Source organism: uncultured Eudoraea sp., assembly GCF_947260015.1.
In the GTDB taxonomy this organism is placed as follows: domain Bacteria; phylum Bacteroidota; class Bacteroidia; order Flavobacteriales; family Flavobacteriaceae; genus Eudoraea.
In genome coordinates, this window is sequence record NZ_CAMYOM010000011.1 from 14,667 (window position 1) to 33,690 (window position 19,024).

Consider the following 19,024-nt stretch of genomic DNA (forward strand, 5'->3'; position numbering starts at 1 on the left):
GCTTCTTTTCTTTCTTATTTTTTCGTCTTAGGAGCAATGAACATTGTCATTCGCTTTCCTTCAAGTCTTGGCATCTGCTCAACCTTGCCAAATTCTTCTAATTCCTGTGCTAGCCTCAGCAAGAGTATTTCTCCCTTATCCTTATAAACTATAGATCTTCCTTTAAAAAATACATAGGCCTTTAATTTAGCTCCGTCCTTAAGAAACTTTTCAGCATGTTTCTTTTTAAATTCATAATCGTGATCATCCGTATTGGGCCCAAATCTTATTTCTTTTACGATTACTTTGGTAGCCTTCGCCTTCATTACCTTTTCTCGCTTTTTCTGCTCGTAAAGGAATTTCTTGTAATCTATAATCTTGCATACCGGCGGATCTGCTTTAGGTGAAATTTCAACCAAATCCAGACCTTGTTCTTCTGAAAGAGCAATTGCTTTAGCAATAGGGTATACTCCCACTTCAACGTTATCACCTACCAAGCGAACACTTGGTGATGTAATTTTTTCATTGATATTATGAGGATTCTTGTTTTCCCTCCGAGGTTGGGGCCTAAATCTTCTTCGTATTGCTATGGCTGATATATTTAATTAAACGTTATTATTCTTAAAACGACTTTAATGTACTACTTATTTCCTTTTCGACCAAGTTTGCAAATTCATTTAAACTAAGCATTCCCAAGTCTTCACCACCGTGCCTGCGGACCGAAATTGTATTTTGTGCCTCTTCATTTTCACCTACGATAAGCATAAATGGTATTTTATTCATTTCTGCCTCACGTATTTTCTTTCCTACGGTCTCGTTCCTAACATCAACGAGCGCGCGAATTTCGTCATTTTCCAATGAATTTAAAACTTTTTCCGCATATTTTTCATGTTTCTCACTTACCGGCAGAATAATAGCCTGATCTGGTGTGAGCCATAATGGAAAATTTCCTCCGGTATGTTCGAGTAACAAGGCTACAAATCGTTCCATGCTGCCAAAAGGCGCCCTGTGAATCATAACAGGTCTGTGTGCCTCATTATCACTGCCTTTATAAGTTAGTTCAAAGCGCTCTGGAAGATTGTAATCAACTTGAATTGTTCCCAATTGCCAGTTTCTTCCAAGGGCATCTTTGACCATGAAATCTAATTTAGGACCGTAAAAAGCGGCTTCACCTTTTTCAATTACAAAATTCAAATTTTTTTCCTCGGCGGCGTTAATGATCGCTTTTTCCGCTTTGTCCCAGTTTTCTATAGAACCAATATATTTTTCCGGCTTTTCCGGATCTCTTAGAGATACCTGAGCGGTAAAATTTTCAAAGCCCAATGAGCCTAAAACATAGAGTGAAAGGTCAATCACATCAATAAATTCCTGATGTAACTGATCCGGTGTGCAAAATATATGTGCATCGTCTTGTGTAAAACCCCTTACACGAGTAAGTCCATGAAGTTCGCCACTTTGTTCGTAACGATAAACCGTGCCAAATTCAGCAAAACGTTTTGGGAGTTCCCTATAACTCACCGGTTTAGAATTATATATTTCGCAGTGGTGAGGGCAATTCATTGGTTTTAACAAAAATTCCTCATCTTCCTTAGGGGTATGAATAGGTTGAAAACTATCTTCTCCATATTTATCATAATGTCCGGAAGTAACATATAATTCTTTTTGCCCAATATGCGGAGTAATTACCATTTCGTAACCAGCCTTTTTTTGAGCTTTCTTCAGGAAATTTTCAAGACGTTCCCGCAAAGCAGCACCTTTTGGAAGCCATAGAGGCAAACCTTGTCCCACTTTTTTAGAAAAAGTAAATAATTCCAATTCTTTACCTAACTTCCTATGATCTCTTTTCTTGGCTTCTTCAAGTAATTCGAGATATTCTTTTAGTTCTTTTTGCTTGGGAAAAGAAATGCCGTAAACACGTGTGAGTTGAGTTTTATTCTCATCGCCACGCCAATAGGCTCCTGCAACATTCATTATTTTAATTGCCTTTACAATACCCGTATTTGGGATATGACCGCCCCTGCATAAATCGGTAAAGGTATCATGATCACAAAATGTTATGGTGCCATCCTCAAGATTTTCAATTAGCTCTACCTTGTATTCATTGCTCTGGTCTTTATAAAATTGTAATGCATCCTTCTTGGCAACTGAACGCATTTTAAAGTCGTGTTTTCCACGGGCAATTTCCAAAGCTTTTTGTTCAATAGCCGGAAAATCTTTTTCAGAAATTGATTGCTCCCCAAAATCGACGTCGTAATAAAACCCGTTTTCAATAGCAGGACCAATAGTAAGTTTGATTCCAGGGTATAGCTCCTCTAAGGCCTGGGCTATTATATGTGAGGAAGAATGCCAAAATGCTTTTTTACCTTCTGCACTGCTCCAGGTATAAAGGACAAGTTTACCATCTTCATTTAACGATGTGACAGTTTCCACTGCGATATCATTGAATGTAGCAGAAATCACATTCCTGGCTAAACCTTCACTAATGCTTTTAGCAACTTCTATAGGAGTAATGCCTTTTTCGTACTCTTTAACTGACCCGTCCGGGAGTGTTATTTTAATCATATGCTGATATGAGTAATTAAGTTTGCAAAGATAACATCTTAGAAATATGAAGGCAAAATATCCCTAAATGATTTTCATTGGATTTAAAACCCCTAGTATTTTATTGATTAACTATTTGTTACTGGTAAAAATACCATCCAAAAGTATCTTAATACTATAAAAACCCATAGCAATAGCACTAATGGCGAGAATGCAACCTACGATAAGCACGGGGATGTAAAATGAATGTTCGGTATTTTTGAATGCCTGATACAATACAACAGGTGCAGTAAACATAAGTACAAGTGTATAGGCAAGGTATTTTATTCCCTTAATAATTAAATCTTTGTTCGTTTTCAAACCCGTTCCTTAATTTGTTCCATTTTACCAAAAATAGGAATATTACCCAATATTTAGTTCCTTAAATAGTGTAATTCTATGGAAATACAGTTACTTGAACAGGCTAAAAGAGTACTGGAAAAGAACTGGCAGGACGGATTTACTTTCCCCTGTGAAGGACTATCTCCTTTTCAATGGAAATGGTATTCCGGGTTCATTGCTTTGGGTTGGGCGCACATAGATATGGAAAAAGCGAAGTCTGAATTAAGATATCTATTCTCCGGTAAGTGGTCCAATGGCTTATTCTATGGTAATACTGCTTTTGTACTCCTGAACAATCGCAAAATACCCCAATGGAAATACGTTGGATTGACCCACATTATTTGTTACATCTATATTGTCTATATCGGTAATATCAAGCACATTCCCCCGAACAGTAGCCACAGGGCTGGCAAAAACACCTGCATCATTAGTGGTTTGTTCAATCAGGAGATCCATATAGTTAAAAAAAGTCTGATCCGCCCCCATTAGTCCAATCTCTATTTCCGTATTAGGTTCAAAAATTTGATCATAGAAGTACGAAAAACTAAATTGCTGTCCTTTGTAAAATTTATCTTCCGTGACCAGAAATTCGTTAAAACCAAAATCGAAAAGATAAAAACTATCCCTCTCAGGATCATCCGTATATGTTACTGTTATTTCTGTTTCATCATCATTGAAAAGTATTCCTTCTCCTTGAATTACAGAATCTATTGGAACTGCTGGCACATATTCCGTTGTCGCAAGATATAGCCGACCCTCATGTCTGATTAATAGGTTAAAAACAAAATTCCTATCTAAAATGCTCGTTGGAATTCTTTGATCTGATGAAAAGTCAGGATCAGGTTTGTAAATCCCCGATCCTGGTTGTAACTCGGCTAAATTAGAGAAAAGTGTATTAATGATTACACCATCTTCATACTCATCATATTGAATCATAACACTTTCCGCGGAGGTGGGAGTATTATCATTAAAAAAATCACTGCTTAAGGATAATTTAACCTCAACAGGAATAAATGGTTCGTCAATATCGACCCGTATCAAGGCATCAACTACAAGTCTGGGTTCCTCAGTGGGAATTTCCACGTCTATGACATCTTCACAGGCAACGTTTAGAACTAAAACCGCCAGGAGGTAGATGTAGATGTATTTTTTCATAGTACAGATTAAAATTTAAAATTATAAGTTACGGAGGGTACAATCCCGAAAATAGAAGTACGCACAGCTTCATTGACACCGGTGTCCTGATTTTCCCTGAAATTAATAGATGCTGCGTTCATCCGATTATATACATTGTAAATACTGAAAACCCATTCGGACTTCCAGTTTCTCCCTTCATTTTTCTTTGGAGTGAGCGTAGCAGATATATCAAGTCTGTTATAGTTCGGCAACCGTTCCTGGTTGCGTAATCCGTAATAGGGAACAACAATTCCCTGAAACTCAAACTGCCCTACCGGGTAATTGGTAGGTTGTCCTGTCTGAAAAATAAAGTTACTGTTGAAAGTCCATTTTTTATTTAAAGTATAACCTGCATACACTGAAATATCATGTGTTTTATCATATGGAGTGTTATACCATTGTCCCATATTAATGCCCGTTTCAATATTAGTTCTGCCAGGTGTCCTTTGTTCTGAGCGCGATAATGTGTAGGCTAACCAACCCTGAAACTTTCCCTGATTCTTTCTAAATAATAATTCAAGGCCATAAGCACGGGCCATCCCATTTAAAATTACCTGTTCAATAGCGTTATTAGCAATTAAGTTTGCCCCATCTATATAATCTATCCTATTCTGAATGTCTTTATAGAAGACTTCTGCCTCAAAGGAATAATCTCCATTTTTTATATTTCTGAAATACCCAAGTGCATACTGATCTAAGAGCTGGGGTTTAATAAAAGGACCGCTAGGTGCCCAGACATCCAAAGGAGTAGGTGAGCTGGTATTAGACAATAAGTGAAGGTATTGCGCTAACCTTGTATAACTGGCTTTAAACGAATTATCCTGGTTTAAGGTATATGCCAATGAAATCCGTGGTTCCAAATTTGCGAATGTAGCCAAAGTTTCCCCTCTGCCCGGATTTATGGTTTCTATGGGGTCCGCTCCCTTATAGATCTGAAGGCCTGGTTCAAAAATTACCGGCTTATTATTTTCATAAACGTTTAATTCATCTTGACCCAATCTCATAAAATAACTAAACCGAAGTCCATATTCCAAACTTAAGTCTTCGGTCACATTATGTTCTACATCAATATATGCCGCAAATTCATTGGCATATTTTTCAATAAGTTGATCTTCTAATATGCCCGATTCTGGGCTATTTGGGACGATTTTCCCCGGATTGAATTTGTAGTAGATATTATTTATTCCGTAATTAAGTCGTAGTTTTTCGCTGAGATAATGTTTAAGGTCATATTTGACATTAAAATTCTGAATACCAGAATTCCATATAAATCCAACAAAATCAAGTTCCAAACCATAATAATAATCTGAGTAAATTATGGAGAGGTTGGAAAATAATTTATTAGAGAAAAGATGATTCCAGCGAAAGTTAACTACCCCATTGCCATAGGTGTTTTCAAAAATATCTGAGATGCTAAAAACATCTCGCCCAAAATAACCTGAAAGGTAAATATTGTTCCTGTCATTTATTTTATAATTTAATTTAGCATTAAGATCATAGAAATAAGCTTTATTAGGAACATCGAAGAGAGGAAGAAACAGATGTGCGTAAGAGGCTCTGCCACCAATTAAAAAGGCGGCCTTGTCTTTTACGATTGGTCCTTCTGCCATTAATCTGCTCGCTACCGCGCCTATACCCCCGGTCATATGAAACTTTTTACTATTTCCCTCTTTTTGAAATATTTCAAGTACGGAAGAAACGCGTCCTCCATATCTCGATGGAATGCCACCTTTAAAAAGTTTTACGTCCTTTATGGCATCCGGATTAAAAACAGAGAAAAAGCCAAACAAATGTGAAGAGTTAAAAATAGTGGCTTCATCCAGAAGAATAAGATTTTGATCTACTGCACCGCCACGCACATTATAGCCTGAGGACGCCTCACCTGCGCTGGTTACCCCTGGCAAAAGAATAAGCGATTTTATAACGTCTGCCTCACCCAAAACGACCGGAATTTTCTTGATGGTTTGCACAGAAAGGGAATTTACACTCATTTGGGGCTTGCGAATATTAACTTTTTCAACATCTTCCGTCACAACAACTTCATCTAATTGTTCAACCTCTTCAAACATTTCAAAATTTATTCTAAGGTCCTTTGTAAGTGATATAGTCTGGACTATTTCCTGGTATCCCAGATAACTGATTCTGATTTGGTATTCTCCTTCAGGTAACGTCAAGGAGTAAAAACCATAATCATTTGTGGTAACACCGGTATTTATTTCAGGGACCAGTAAAGTAACTCCAATTAAAGTTTCATTGCTCGAAGCTTCTGTAATTGTTCCACTTACCGTGAACCTTTGTTGTGAAAAGAGAGAATTTGAAATTAGAAAAAGGAATGCAATTAAGAATAGTCGCAAGGATTGGTACATTAAAGCAATTTTTCCGCTAAAATATGCATTAAGATTATAATCAAACCATTGTTAACAGTAATTTAAAATAGAGAAACCCCGGCGATCTTCACAGGGGTTTCAAATATTTCTAAATATGTATACTTAAACTTGTTCTAATAAAGAATTTAAGGTTTTACTTGGTCTCATGGCACTGCTCATCAGCAATGGATCTGGCTTATAATATCCGCCAATATCCTGAGGAGTTCCTTGCGCATCAATCAATTCTCCCAATATTTTTTGGCGATTTTTTTCAAGTGATTTGCCAAATTTTGTAAAAGTATTTTTAAGTTCATTATCTTCTTCTTGATCTGCAAGAGACCTGGCCCAATATAGGCCTAAATAAAAATGACTTCCTCGGGTATCCAATTCACCTACTTTTCTTGATGGCGATTTATCGTTATCCAAAAATTCTTCAGTTGCTTTATCCAGTGCTTTGGCCAAAACTAAAGCTTTGCTATTATTATTTTTATTTCCATAAAAGTCGAGAGATACACTAAGCGCTAAAAATTCACCCAATGAATCCCATCTAAGATGACCTTCTTCAAGGAATTGCTCCACATGTTTTGGTGCAGAACCGCCGGCTCCGGTTTCAAACAACCCACCACCATTCATTAAAGGCACAATAGAAAGCATTTTTGCACTGGTTCCAACTTCAAGAATAGGAAACAGGTCAGTTAAATAGTCTCTCAAGACATTGCCCGAAACGGAGATTGTATCTTTGCCCTCTATAATCCGATTCAGTGTAAAATTTGTAGCTTCCACGGGCGACAATACTCTGATATCGAGGCCTGAAGTATCACTTTCAGGAAGATATTTATTTACTTTTTTGATCAGTTCCCGATCATGAGCCCGCTCCCTATCCAGCCAGAATACAGCAGGAGTATCAGAAGTTCTTGCCCTGGATACAGCAAGTTTTACCCAATCCTGAATTGGGGCATCTTTAACCTGACACATTCTCCATATATCACCTGTTTCAACTTTATGTTTTAAAAGCTCTTCTCCGGTGAGATTGTCAATAACACTTACAAAACCATCCTTTTTAATTTCAAAGGTTTTGTCATGCGAGCCATATTCTTCTGCTTTCTGAGCCATAAGGCCAACATTAGGTACAGTTCCCATAGTTCGCGGATCAAAAGCTCCGTTCTTTTTGCAAAAATCTATGGTAGCTTTATAAACCCCTGCATAGCTACTGTCAGGGATTATGGCTTTAGTGTCCTGAAGCTTTCCTTCCGTATTCCACATTTGACCCGAAGTACGGATCATAGCAGGCATAGATGCATCAATAATGATGTCGCTTGGTACATGGAGGTTAGTAATTCCTTTTTCGGAATTTACCATGGCAAGATCAGGACCATCTTGCATAGCTTGCATTATATCTTCCTCAATTTCTATTCTTTTATTCTCGGGAAGGTTTTTTAATTTTTCGAATAGCACTTCGAGACCATCATTAGAGCTGATACCAATTTCCTCAAAAAGCTCTGCATACTTGTTAAATACTTCAGCAAAATAGACCTCCATTACATGGCCAAAGATAATTGGGTCTGAGACTTTCATCATAGTTGCCTTCAGATGAACAGAGAATAGTACTCCTTTTTTCTTCGTATCTGCCAACTGCTCTTTTAAGAATTCCAGAAGTGCGGTTTTGCTCAGGATGGTTGCATCAATTATCTCACCATTCAACAAGGATATTTTTTCTTTTAAAACGTTTAAAGAGCCGTCAGTAGCCGATAAAACTATTTTAACATCAGTGGCCTTTTCAATAGTAAGTGATTTTTCATTGGATTTAAAATCACCATGCGCCATTGTGGCAACATGTGTCTTTGAATTGGTATCCCATGCACCCATTGAATGTGGATTTTTCCTGGCATAATTCTTTATGGGTACCGGAGCTCTCCTATCAGAATTGCCTTCTCGTAATACAGGATTTACAGCACTACCCTTAATACGGTCATATCTGGATTTAATCTCAAAATCCTTTTCATTTTTAGGTTCGTCAGGATAAACTGGTAATTTGTATCCTTTATTTTGAAGCTCTTCAATTGCTTCTTTTAATTGAGGAATTGACGCACTTATATTTGGCAGTTTAATGATATTTACTTCAGGGGTTTTTGCCAGGTTACCCAATTCAGTCAGATCATCAGGAGTTTGTTGGTTCTCCTCTAAAAAATCTGGAAAAGTTGCCAAAATCCTACTCGCCAGGGAGATGTCCTTTACTTCAATGACTACACCAGCCGTTTTAGTGAATGCCTTTATTATGGGTAAAAATGATTGGGTTGCCAAAGCCGGTGCCTCGTCGGTTTTAGTGTATATTATTCTGGGCATAAATTAAAGTGAATTTGTTTAAAGCGCAGCAAATATACAATTTTAACAGGTCATAAAACCACTGTTTTTTAAACTTTAGTTTAAGTTAATGTAGCTTATCAAGTGAAAGAAAGGTAAGGGGAAAATTATAAAAGACAAAAGCCATATCATTGTACAAGTACATTGACATGGCTTTTTAGAAATAGTTAGCAAACTTTTTGTTCTGTACCGGAGTACAGTACTGCAACCATTGATTGCATTTGACTAACTAAATCAACGTTTGAAACTTTCTTTGTTCTTAATTTTTCAACCAAGCAACACATGAAGGCTTCTTCTCATCGTTTTACTTCATTTATCTTAAACATAAAACCTAAGTTCTAAATTTAACGTAAATAAACCCACATACCTCTGGAAAACTACAGCTCTCCTTCGTTACGCTCATCTCTAGTTAAAATCTGGTAATAAATTACCCTACTTTAATTTTAAGACTAAACAATAATATACAGAACGTCAACTCTATAATGGTTTTAATGATTAACCCTAGACAGGTACATCCCTTGAACCATAAAATAAATATACATCATTTTTGAGCAATAACCAATATTTTTAAGAAATTAGAAATCAACAGTTTATGAACTTGTTTTATAAACAATTGTTCATAACTATCAAGTTTGTAATTCGTTCCTAAATGGGCTATTCAACGGGCCTTATTAATGGAAATCGGCCTCAGATGAGGCCGATAAAGATTAATTCTTAAGCTAACATTAAGGTGCAGATTCCCCACCAGTCTTAGATTTTTTTAATTGCTTCTGTATTTTCTTGATAGCAGATTCAATAGATTTCTCAGGTTCTATGATATTGTATGCTCCCCAGAAATCCGGATCTGAAAAACCAATTGCCGCCTCACTCAGAATCATCGAGGTTTTTAATCTATCCTTAACTTTAGGAACTTGGCCATCAATATTTTGTTCCCAGTCCGTTATAGCCATTTCTGCGCTCATACTATAAACTGAATTGAACAGCTTTTTATCCCATTTGATTTTGAACACTAAAAGGACGTTGCTATAACCATAATACCATCTTCCGTTTTTTTCCCTATAATCCACCCTATAGGCAATTTCAGTAGGGTATACACTTGCATTGCGAGGTTTTTTCCTAACAAACATCTTACTTGCTTTTTCTTTATCTGTAATATTTAAAGAGTAAATGGCACTGGTAAGTATCTTGTTTTGGGCATCAATAAATAATTTTCCTGCAAAAAGAGGTTCTAAAACATCAGGGCGTTGTTTAAAACTTATTACATAAATCAATTTGTCATTAATCCTGGTAGTCCTATCATAACTAAAGTCATATTCGTCCATGGAAATATCATTAAAGATATATTCCGGATATTTCATAATATCAGCATATAGGGTATTAAAGGGTCCCCCCTGTAGTTTAAGCGTCAGGGTATCTAGTTTACTATAATCCGTACTCTTCCTAGCTTTAAATAACTGTACGGCATCTCTTTTACCAGAAGAATAGGAAGATTTATATATGTTTACGACGGCCTCTGAAAGTGAAACATTTTTCTTTCTTTTTTTGATAGTTTCCCTGTAAAATGCGGTCATAAGTGTTGGGTCCCCAAAGTAATTTTCCCCTTTTTTTCGCATTGTTTCCTTTACCAGTACACGGGCATTTTTTGGAATAACAACATCTACTTCATCCAATTTAGTTATAGAGACCGTCAGGGCAATCTTATTTTTATTTTCCTTTAACTGCTCTAAAGGAATTATGGAATTTTTATAACCTAAAAAGGCGACAATAATATTCCCTTGATTGATGCTTGTTGGAATTTTTAATAGAAATTTACCTTCTGAATTTGTTATCGTACTAATATTACTACCTTCCAGGGTTAGTGTCGCAAATACTAGTGGCTTGCTATTCTCACTGTCAACTACCTCACCTTTGTATTGGCGATATAAAGTAACTTCCTGCGGGTTGACCTGGTAAAGTACAGATGCCTGAATAGGTACCGCTAGTCCTATTAGTATTATAACAAATGCAATTACCTTTATATGCAGATGATTCGATTTACTAAAAATTTTATGCTCCATGGTATAGCTTTAAATTACTGTTACCTGCAAAAGTATAACCCATTTTATCCTAATTTAATGATTTTGATCATCTTAAATTGTTAATATATCATAATATTTTTTGAAAAACACCTACGAAAAATTTATTTAAGACAGAACATGATTGTACAGAAATATTAAGATTTACTCTTTACTTGAAATAATTTGTTCCAATTCTTTATTTTATTAGGCTTTAAAGATTCGTATGGAAATAATAATTCACCAAATTCAGACAAATAAGCAGGTCCTTAGCTAATTTAGTTTGCTATTAAAGGAACTCTTCTTTCGGCTCAGTTCCTACCAATAGATTGGACCTTTTCCCAGGTACTTTTGAGCAATGGGTAAATAATAATCCTTAATCTCATCCAGATCATAGGTTTTATTAGATTTAGTATAGAGATCATATTTATTGAAATCCTTAATCCAATCTAAATATTCTATGTCTTTTTCGCAAAGTAGAGGGGTATAACTTCCTCCGCTATGCCATGGGTAGAAGGAATGATACCTTATCATGGCCATCCCAGCTTCCGGGATTAGGTTTCCTTTATGGTGTTGTAATACCTGAAATAGATATTCATCATGTCCCCATGCAAGAGTAAGATTATCCAGACCACAATGCTTCTTATATATTCCTAGTTCAGAATTATATCTGGAATCCTTCATATCGGGATTAAGTTGATTGAATTCAGGGTAAACGCAGGAAGCCGGTAGCGCACAACCAACCACAAAAACATCACCAACCATTCCCCATTGTTCATTCTGACTAGTGCCGTCTTCATCGCTCCCCCAAAGAAACATCACTTTCCCTAAATCGTGTATCAGGCCAACCAATTGCATCCAGTCTGGTCTGTTATCCATTCTGATTGCCTCAGCACTTTGAATGAGATGCTGTACATTAGGCAGATCCAGATCGGGATCGCTTACGTCAATAAGGTCGTTTAAATGTTTCATTGCGTCCCAGAGATCCATAGGTTTATTAAATGTCAAATACTTCCTTTGCATCTCCTGAACATATTCATAAGTTTGTCTTTCACGCATTTTGCGATAATGGTCTCGCACTGCGGCATTTACGTCTATATTATTATAATTTCTAAATACTTTTTCCATACTACACATTTCCAAGTAAAAGGTACAAAATAATCGTGAATACTATCAAAAACAGGCTAAATGGTCTGGCAAACTTCCACGGTTCAATGTTTAATATTCCGGCATCTTTAATAATAAAAGTTTCATTATTTGGAAAAAAACGGGAAATTAAAAGCATAACGCCAATATTTAGTACAAATTCAATTCCCCAAATATGAACAAAATGCAGATTGACTTCCAGAATAAAGTAGCATATAATATAGAATAAAAGGCCAAAGCACAAACCGGCTTTCGCTCCTACAGCCGAGACATTTGGCAATAAAAAACCTGCAATAATTACACTCGCAATCGGGATGAAGAATATACCGTTAAGTTGCTGTAATAGTTGATAAAGACCTTCGGGTGCATTGGCAACAAAAGGTGCTATTCCAATTGCGAAGAGAGCGAGTATAGCGGAGGTCCATTTGCCAATACGCACAAGTCTTCTTTCCCCTGCATTTTTTTGGATATATCGTTTATAAATACCAAGACTAAAAACTGTTGCTGCACTATTTAAAGCACTATTGAAAGTAGTGAGTATAGCCCCCATCATAACTGCGACAAAGAATCCTGTTAACCAGGCTGGTAATACCATTTTCACAAGATTGGGGTATACACTATCAGGATTATCATAAAATTCTTCTCCAAAATAATAGAACCCAATAAGGCCGGGAAGGACTATTACCAAAGGGACCAGTATTTTCAAAAGCCCGGTAAACAGCAAACCTTTTTGGGCCTCTTTAAGACTTACAGCACCGAGTACTCTTTGGATAATTGACTGGTGCATGGTCCAGAAATAGATCTGGTTAATCATTAAACCTGTGAAGATTACTTCAAAGGGCAGTATAGCTGACCTTGATCCCGGCCCAACCCCCCTTTCTTGGCTTATAACATTAAATTTCCCCGGGTTTTTCTCAAAGACCTTGCTTATTCCATCCGCCAAATTTCCATCTCCAATACTCCAAAGTGCCAAAATAGGAACAAGCAAACCGGCTACAAGGAGTCCAAATCCGTTTATGGTGTCTGTGTATGCGACCATTTTAAGTCCGCCAAATATGGCATAAAGAGCGCCTATACCTCCAACGATTAGTATAGTTATCCAAATTCCTTCTTTCTGACTTACATTCAGAAGTTCTGAGATTTCAAATATGGCTTCTATATTTAATGCTCCGGTATATAATACTATTGGTAACAGAGTGGCAACAAAGGATATAATAAGCAATAGTGCTACCAGAGTTCTTGTAAGGCCATCAAATCGTTTTTCCAAAAATTCGGGAATCGTTGTAAGGCCCATTTTTAAATATCGAGGAGCAAAATATAAAGCCGCAATTACTAGCGCCAATGCAGAGGTAACCTCCCATGCTATTATGATGGCCCCATTTTTATAGGCTGAACCATTCATTCCAACAAGATGCTCAGTGGAAATATTGGTCAAAAGCAATGATCCGGCTATGACCACTCCTGTAAGGGATCTTCCTCCCAGAAAATAACCGTCTTTCGTGTTTAATTTATCCCGGCGAAGTTTCCAGGTGGCATACAGGGCAACAAACCCTGTAAAGATTATGAAAGTCAAAAATGTCATTGCTTTAAAAATAAGCAATAGCTCTTAAAAGGATATGCCCTCCTCCAATAAAATAGTAAAAGGGCATAGTAATTTTTCCTATTATCCAGCGAAAAATTATTCTTTAGGAAAGTTATTATCTGCCTTAACTTCTTCCATTTGCTTTACATGTCGTTCGGTATGGCCAGACATGAACATAAGTATTTGAAAGGCATCAACGGTGCCAAAAGGCAATTGCGCGTAATGATTTCTCAGATCATCTTCCGTTGTCTCCATATAGACTATATGTTCTACTCTTTTTGATTGAAAAGTTTTCAGGCTTTCTTCATAGGATCCAAACTTCCCTGATGGCTCAAAAGGTTCTGAGGTTTTTATTTTGGTATCGCGGTTTCTAATCATAGCCATAAGCTCTTTATCTGTCATTTTTACGTCGGCACGCTTAGATGGATCGGCTGGTGTTTTTAAGGATTCCTGAAGCATTTGATCAAAAGCATTTTCGGAAATGGCCAGATGCTCAACACATTCGGCAATGGACCATGATTCAGGACTACTTTTAAAATTTAACTGTTCCTCACTTAGTCCGTTAAGAGATTCCAGCATATGTGCTTGTGTTTTAGTCAATTCTAGAGCTCCTTTTACCCTTTCTTGGTCCGTTAGTTTGGAACTTGAGAGACTAAAACTGAGCAATAAAATCGCAATAATTGGAAGAAGAATTTTTTTCATTTGTTTGTTATTTAAAGTGTTTAATTGAGTAGATAATAATAAAAATGTTATTGTCAGGTTATTTTACAGATTTTCGCATTTCACAAAAAGCCCAATTGGAAAATATATAGAATCATTTCGCACCAGACCATGTACTTTTCCCTTTTGAATTAATAGTCCCATTATGGTGTAAATCCTTTCGGCTGGTAAGAAAAAAAATTAAAAAATCCATTACTTTGTATTTCCTTATTTAATCTGACCTTCTGCTGCCCATAAAAACATTAACTTTTGGATCTATTGGGTTACCCGATGCCCTTCGCATAGCCACTATCTGCCCGCTATGCCAAATAGCATCCTCAATAGGCCCGTTTATCAGATTCCAGAACGGGTATTCAAATGTACCTGATTTGGATTTATAGATCACCAGATGTTCATTTAGGTCTTTGACTTTAATAAAAATTTCACTGGCTTTTTTAAAATTGAACAAAGTGCGCCTTCTTTTCTCCTGGAAAGAAAGTGCATCTTCCCTGGCTTGCGTTCTATCATTTATTTCCTTTACAGCAGAGTTGTAAACAACTCGCGATAGGTTATAAAGGTGATCTAAGGTTTCATTAATAGTTCTATTGCTTGCCGAAGGCTTATAGGCTATGTCTTCGGCCCGCAGTCCTTCAGTCGCCCAATAATACCTGAATCCCAAACCATCTATCATTCGGGCAACCACAGTTCCTGCTGTATAACTATCCGGATAGTCTGGAATCTGAAAATAGGGCAGGTCCTGAGCGAACTTTTCCTGTGCATTCATAACTGTAATAAAAAATAAGGCCATAAGAGTAGTTTTAATTTTCATATTCTTTCATATCAATATTGATGAAATGTATCCCAGACCAATTCTAATACTTCTGGCAGTACCCCACTCCAATAGGTGTCGCTATATATGAAATTAATCATTCTGTAAACATGGGGAATATCTTTTTTCTACATTGTTATTTGAAATTGTCTTTTTCCCTCGAACAAAAATTTATCATCTCCAAAAGCGTGCTGTTTTCACTAAATGCCTATTAGCTGATTCTGAGATAAAAAACTAAAGAATGAATAGTATTTTTCATTTTGAATGCTTATCAAGATACGAAATTCCTGTTAGTCGATCTTTGCCCATTCAGGGAAAACGCCTTCCACAATATCAAAAATAAAGGTACCGAAATAGTAAGTTATCACAGATACCAGGATTATTCCTATAATATTTAAGAAAAAGCCCGTTTTAGCCATCTGAATTACAGAAATACGTTTGCTGCCAAAAACTATGGCATTGGGAGGGGTAGCTACTGGTAACATAAACGCGAGGGAACCTGCAATTGTGGCCGGAAGCATAAAGAGAAGGGGGTTCGTTTCTATGCTAACTGCCAGGCCGGCAAGAATGGGTAATAAGGTTTCTACAGTTGCTGTATTTGAAGTAATTTCGGTCATAAAAGTTACAAGGAAACTTATGCAAAGAATTAGAATCAGAGGATGCATGCCTCCTAACCATTCTAACTGATGTCCAAACCACAAGGATAAACCAGATTCTTTAAATCCGCTAGCCAGAGCAAAGCCACCGCCAAACAGTAAAATTATTTCCCAAGGAATCTCTTCTGCGGCTTTCCAATCCATGAGGAAAGTCCCTGGTTGTGTTTTAGATGGAATCATAAATAGGATCACCGCAACAAAAATGGCCACTGTCCCGTCATTAAAAAATTGTGGATAATTGAATAAGTTTGACCATCCCGGAATTTTAAATCCACCTACAATTATATCCGCCCTGAAAAACCAGAGGAACGCGAGGGAGGCAAAAGCAATTATCAATACTTTTTCTTCAAAGTTTTTCTTTCCCAGTTTTACATAATCACTAAGAATTTCATTCTTACTCAAACTTTTCCAATTCTTTTTTCTTTTGACAAAAATTAGGTATAAGTAGCCGAATAAAACAAAGAACAAAACCAGGGATATTGGAAAGGCATAAAAAAACCAGGTTGCAAAGGAAATCTCAGGAGCATTTGGAAAGTAAATATAGAAGATACGAGCGAATGAAAGGTTAGGTGGTGTACCCACAAGAGTTGCAATTCCTCCTATAGAAGCGCTGTAGGCAATGCAAAGTAAAAGGCCTACAGCAAAGTGCTTTACCAATGTTTTACCATTTATCTCCTCCAACTTAGTAATTATTGATAAAAGTATTGGGACCATTAACATTGCCGTAGCTGTATTTGATATCCACATGGAGAGGAAAGCAGTGGCAAACATAAACCCCAATAGTATTCTGCCCGGACTACTACCTATAACTCGAAGAATTTTTAATGCAATTCGCTTGTGTAGCCCCCATTTTTGGATGGCAAGGGCAACCAAAAAACCACCAATAAATAAAAATATGACGTGATTAAAATAAGTAGCTGAAACTTCCCGGCCATTCATGATTCCAAGAGCAGGAAAAAGTACAATAGGCAGGAGGGAGGTGATTGCGAGCGGAATTAGCTCGGTTACCCACCAAAGCGCCATTAAGATTGCTACCGCCAGAGTATTAGTAATAGCCGGATTATCAGGGTCTAATTCTACAAAGAATATCAAATAAGCTGAGATAAAAGGGGCAAGAACAGACAGGGCATATCGGGCCGATTTACCCGGATTTTCAGTAATAAATTTTCTACCCGTTGGCATGGGTTTACTTTTTATACTAATTTACGATATTGATAAGCCAATTATTAATTCTTAGCTTGTTTTTAAATAATCTGACAATCTTAAAGACAATGCAACCAGTGTTAAAGTTGGATTTGGTGCACCGGCCGTACTAAAGCAACCAGAACCAGCAATAAAGAGGTTAGAAATACCATGAACTTTACAATTTACATCTACCACTCCTTTATTGCGATCTCTGCTCATTCGTGTAGTACCCATATGATGCCAACCTCCACCTAACTTTTCTGGCATTGAGTTGTCGTATTCATCCCATAGGAATTTTTCTAATTTTATTCTTCCAAAGCCAGCCTTTCCAATTTGTTCACCAAGAATGTGGTACATATTTCTGATACTGTATTTATCCAAATCGGTTAATTCCCAATGTAATTGAGGAAGTGGTACGCCCAAGGCATCAAGTTCATCTGAAAGCATTACTCTAGAATTAGGGTTAGGTGCTTGTTCCATTCGCGTATATAATTCAAAAGCCCTATTATTGTTCTCATCCTTCCCAGTATAGTTTTTCTCTCTGGATTTTCTGAAATTTGCTACTAATTTATCGAAGGATATCCTTGGATCTTCATTACTCCAGACATCTATGAGAGGCGTTTGCTGTTTTGCTATTGCTAGTGGTGTTAGAGAGGCAGAACCGTTTAGAATTCTAGTTTTCTCTTGAATACCTTCGGTCAGTGCTAATTCTGCCCTTGGCTTACGTGTGCTGTAATCAAAAGTGTATAACTCGGTTGAAAATTGTTTTTTGAGCCATAATTCGGCGGACTTAACTTCCAGATGTTCCATAAAATAACGCCCAACAACATCCTTGTCATTGCCTATCCCATTTTTGGCCTGGCCTCTTGATGCCAGTAGCATCCTTGCATTTTGTATAGCACCACATGCTAAGACAAAATTTTTAGCTCTTACGTTGTGGGTTTTTCCTCCATGATTTTTAACTATGAGCTGCTTTATGCCGTTAACTTCATCATTTGCGATAATATTTGTGAGATTGGCATATGTGTACAGATGTATATTCGGTGATTTAACAATGGTTTCTTTATAGGTCTTACCAAATCGGGTAGGCGGGCTAAATTGCCACATCTTTGACCAGATAACATCTTTGTCCAGTGGAAAAGGAGCGAGGCCCGGGTACTTTTCCTGCCAATATTGCAAGCTGTAATTATAAGAATCTAATTCAAATAACTTTTGGGCTTTAGTGTAAAAGGGCACAAGATCGGCCGGTGTAATTGGCCAACCACTATCTGGCACCCAACTTCTTATTTTATAATCTATGGGATCCAAAGGGGCGCACATACCCCCCCAATGACCTGTTGTTCCTCCAAATAAGTGCAGCCTGCATGAGCGCAAAGGATAATACCTTTGTCCTGTTGAGTTACCGGAATACAGGTCCTGAATTTCACTGTCGTATTCAAATCCTCCACCTTCCAGAAGGATTACTTTTTTACCACTTTTATTCCAGTCCAATGCCATACTTATACCTGCCGCACCGGCACCAACAATACAAAGATCTCCTTCAATTACGGTGTTGTTATCAAGTTCTCTGGCGTCTACATGCATAAATCCTATTTTTCTTCGGCGATTGATAATAGGGCGCATTGCCTCGCTTCTGTGATTGAAAGCAACCAGCCATCAATAAGAATTGTATTACCATTGTCAAAGTCTTCTGCCACTTTCGTTTTCAAAAGATCTTTTATTACGTTGTCGCGCATTACTGCATTTTCATATAACAGTTCTTCCAAATATTTTTTATTATTCTCATCGGTTAACTTCCGATATGTATTTCCAATATTAATTAAAGTTTTTCGATTGCAGATTTCTGTAAGATCTAAAGGGTGTCTCAGATCTCTGTCTGTTGCAGATTTATATTTATAATACCAAATGGCAACTAAACTTATAAATAAACCAAAAAGCGATAATAACAGGAACTTTCTTCTTTTCATTATGGCTGCCTTAGTAGGAATTATTTTTAATTACGGATTTGAAAGACTATCATTTATTGTATTTAAAAATCTTTTGAAACCTAATATTAAAGGTAATAAAAA

14 protein-coding genes are annotated in these 19,024 nt (G+C 36.9%); all 14 read right to left on the reverse strand.

Annotated features, from left to right (window positions below):
• Positions 1–14: 14 nt before the first annotated feature.
• Positions 15–563 (reverse strand): translation initiation factor IF-3, encoded by a 549-nt coding sequence (gene infC, locus Q0X66_RS06970; protein ID WP_297704707.1) that lies wholly within the window; start codon positions 561–563, stop codon positions 15–17.
• Positions 564–600: 37 nt separating this feature from the next.
• Positions 601–2,541: a threonine--tRNA ligase gene (gene thrS, locus Q0X66_RS06975; RefSeq protein ID WP_297704640.1), complete on the reverse strand. Its 1,941-nt coding sequence runs from the start codon at positions 2,539–2,541 to the stop codon at positions 601–603.
• Positions 2,542–2,652: 111 nt separating this feature from the next.
• Positions 2,653–2,880, reverse strand: coding sequence for a DUF6095 family protein (locus tag Q0X66_RS06980; protein WP_297704641.1), 228 nt, complete (start codon positions 2,878–2,880; stop codon positions 2,653–2,655).
• Between the two features lie 279 nt (positions 2,881–3,159).
• A complete protein-coding gene (locus Q0X66_RS06985; protein ID WP_297704642.1) occupies positions 3,160–4,056 on the reverse strand; it encodes a DUF4249 family protein in 897 nt (298 codons plus the stop codon).
• Between the two features lie 8 nt (positions 4,057–4,064).
• Entirely contained in the window at positions 4,065–6,443 is a 2,379-nt protein-coding gene (locus tag Q0X66_RS06990) for a TonB-dependent receptor (protein WP_297704644.1), read from the reverse strand.
• Between the two features lie 123 nt (positions 6,444–6,566).
• Positions 6,567–8,786: an NADP-dependent isocitrate dehydrogenase gene (locus Q0X66_RS06995; protein WP_297704646.1), complete on the reverse strand. Its 2,220-nt coding sequence runs from the start codon at positions 8,784–8,786 to the stop codon at positions 6,567–6,569.
• A 743-nt stretch (positions 8,787–9,529) separates the two neighbouring features.
• Entirely contained in the window at positions 9,530–10,861 is a 1,332-nt protein-coding gene (locus Q0X66_RS07000; protein WP_297704647.1) for a carboxypeptidase-like regulatory domain-containing protein, read from the reverse strand.
• Positions 10,862–11,176: 315 nt separating this feature from the next.
• Positions 11,177–11,986, reverse strand: a complete 810-nt coding sequence (locus Q0X66_RS07005; RefSeq protein WP_297704649.1) for an inositol oxygenase family protein — start codon at positions 11,984–11,986, stop codon at positions 11,177–11,179.
• Between the two features lies 1 nt (position 11,987).
• Positions 11,988–13,586: a solute:sodium symporter family transporter gene (locus tag Q0X66_RS07010; protein ID WP_297704652.1), complete on the reverse strand. Its 1,599-nt coding sequence runs from the start codon at positions 13,584–13,586 to the stop codon at positions 11,988–11,990.
• 96 nt (positions 13,587–13,682) lie between these two features.
• A complete protein-coding gene (locus Q0X66_RS07015; protein ID WP_297704655.1) occupies positions 13,683–14,288 on the reverse strand; it encodes a DinB family protein in 606 nt (201 codons plus the stop codon).
• Between the two features lie 229 nt (positions 14,289–14,517).
• Positions 14,518–15,093 carry a hypothetical protein gene (locus tag Q0X66_RS07020; RefSeq protein WP_297704657.1) on the reverse strand — a complete coding sequence of 192 codons (576 nt, stop codon included), beginning with the start codon at positions 15,091–15,093 and terminating at the stop codon, positions 14,518–14,520.
• Between the two features lie 311 nt (positions 15,094–15,404).
• Complete coding sequence (locus Q0X66_RS07025) at positions 15,405–16,952, reverse strand: SLC13 family permease (protein WP_297704659.1); 1,548 nt, start codon at positions 16,950–16,952, stop codon at positions 15,405–15,407.
• Positions 16,953–17,003: 51 nt separating this feature from the next.
• Positions 17,004–18,578: a GMC family oxidoreductase gene (locus Q0X66_RS07030; protein ID WP_297704661.1), complete on the reverse strand. Its 1,575-nt coding sequence runs from the start codon at positions 18,576–18,578 to the stop codon at positions 17,004–17,006.
• Entirely contained in the window at positions 18,545–18,922 is a 378-nt protein-coding gene (locus Q0X66_RS07035; RefSeq protein ID WP_297704663.1) for a hypothetical protein, read from the reverse strand. The genes Q0X66_RS07030 and Q0X66_RS07035 overlap by 34 nt, the downstream gene beginning before the upstream one ends.
• Positions 18,923–19,024 lie beyond the last annotated feature (102 nt).

Coding starts and splice junctions, on each gene's coding strand:
- thrS (WP_297704640.1), bottom strand. CDS start 2,541: ATGATTAAAATAACACTCCCGGACGGGTCAGTTAAAGAGTACGAAAAA.
- Q0X66_RS06985 (WP_297704642.1), bottom strand. CDS start 4,056: ATGAAAAAATACATCTACATCTACCTCCTGGCGGTTTTAGTTCTAAAC.
- Q0X66_RS06990 (WP_297704644.1), bottom strand. CDS start 6,443: ATGTACCAATCCTTGCGACTATTCTTAATTGCATTCCTTTTTCTAATT.
- Q0X66_RS06995 (WP_297704646.1), bottom strand. CDS start 8,786: ATGCCCAGAATAATATACACTAAAACCGACGAGGCACCGGCTTTGGCA.
- Q0X66_RS07000 (WP_297704647.1), bottom strand. CDS start 10,861: ATGGAGCATAAAATTTTTAGTAAATCGAATCATCTGCATATAAAGGTA.
- Q0X66_RS07005 (WP_297704649.1), bottom strand. CDS start 11,986: ATGGAAAAAGTATTTAGAAATTATAATAATATAGACGTAAATGCCGCA.
- Q0X66_RS07010 (WP_297704652.1), bottom strand. CDS start 13,586: ATGACATTTTTGACTTTCATAATCTTTACAGGGTTTGTTGCCCTGTAT.
- Q0X66_RS07015 (WP_297704655.1), bottom strand. CDS start 14,288: ATGAAAAAAATTCTTCTTCCAATTATTGCGATTTTATTGCTCAGTTTT.
- Q0X66_RS07020 (WP_297704657.1), bottom strand. CDS start 15,093: ATGGCCTTATTTTTTATTACAGTTATGAATGCACAGGAAAAGTTCGCT.
- Q0X66_RS07025 (WP_297704659.1), bottom strand. CDS start 16,952: ATGCCAACGGGTAGAAAATTTATTACTGAAAATCCGGGTAAATCGGCC.
- Q0X66_RS07030 (WP_297704661.1), bottom strand. CDS start 18,578: ATGCGCCCTATTATCAATCGCCGAAGAAAAATAGGATTTATGCATGTA.
- Q0X66_RS07035 (WP_297704663.1), bottom strand. CDS start 18,922: ATGAAAAGAAGAAAGTTCCTGTTATTATCGCTTTTTGGTTTATTTATA.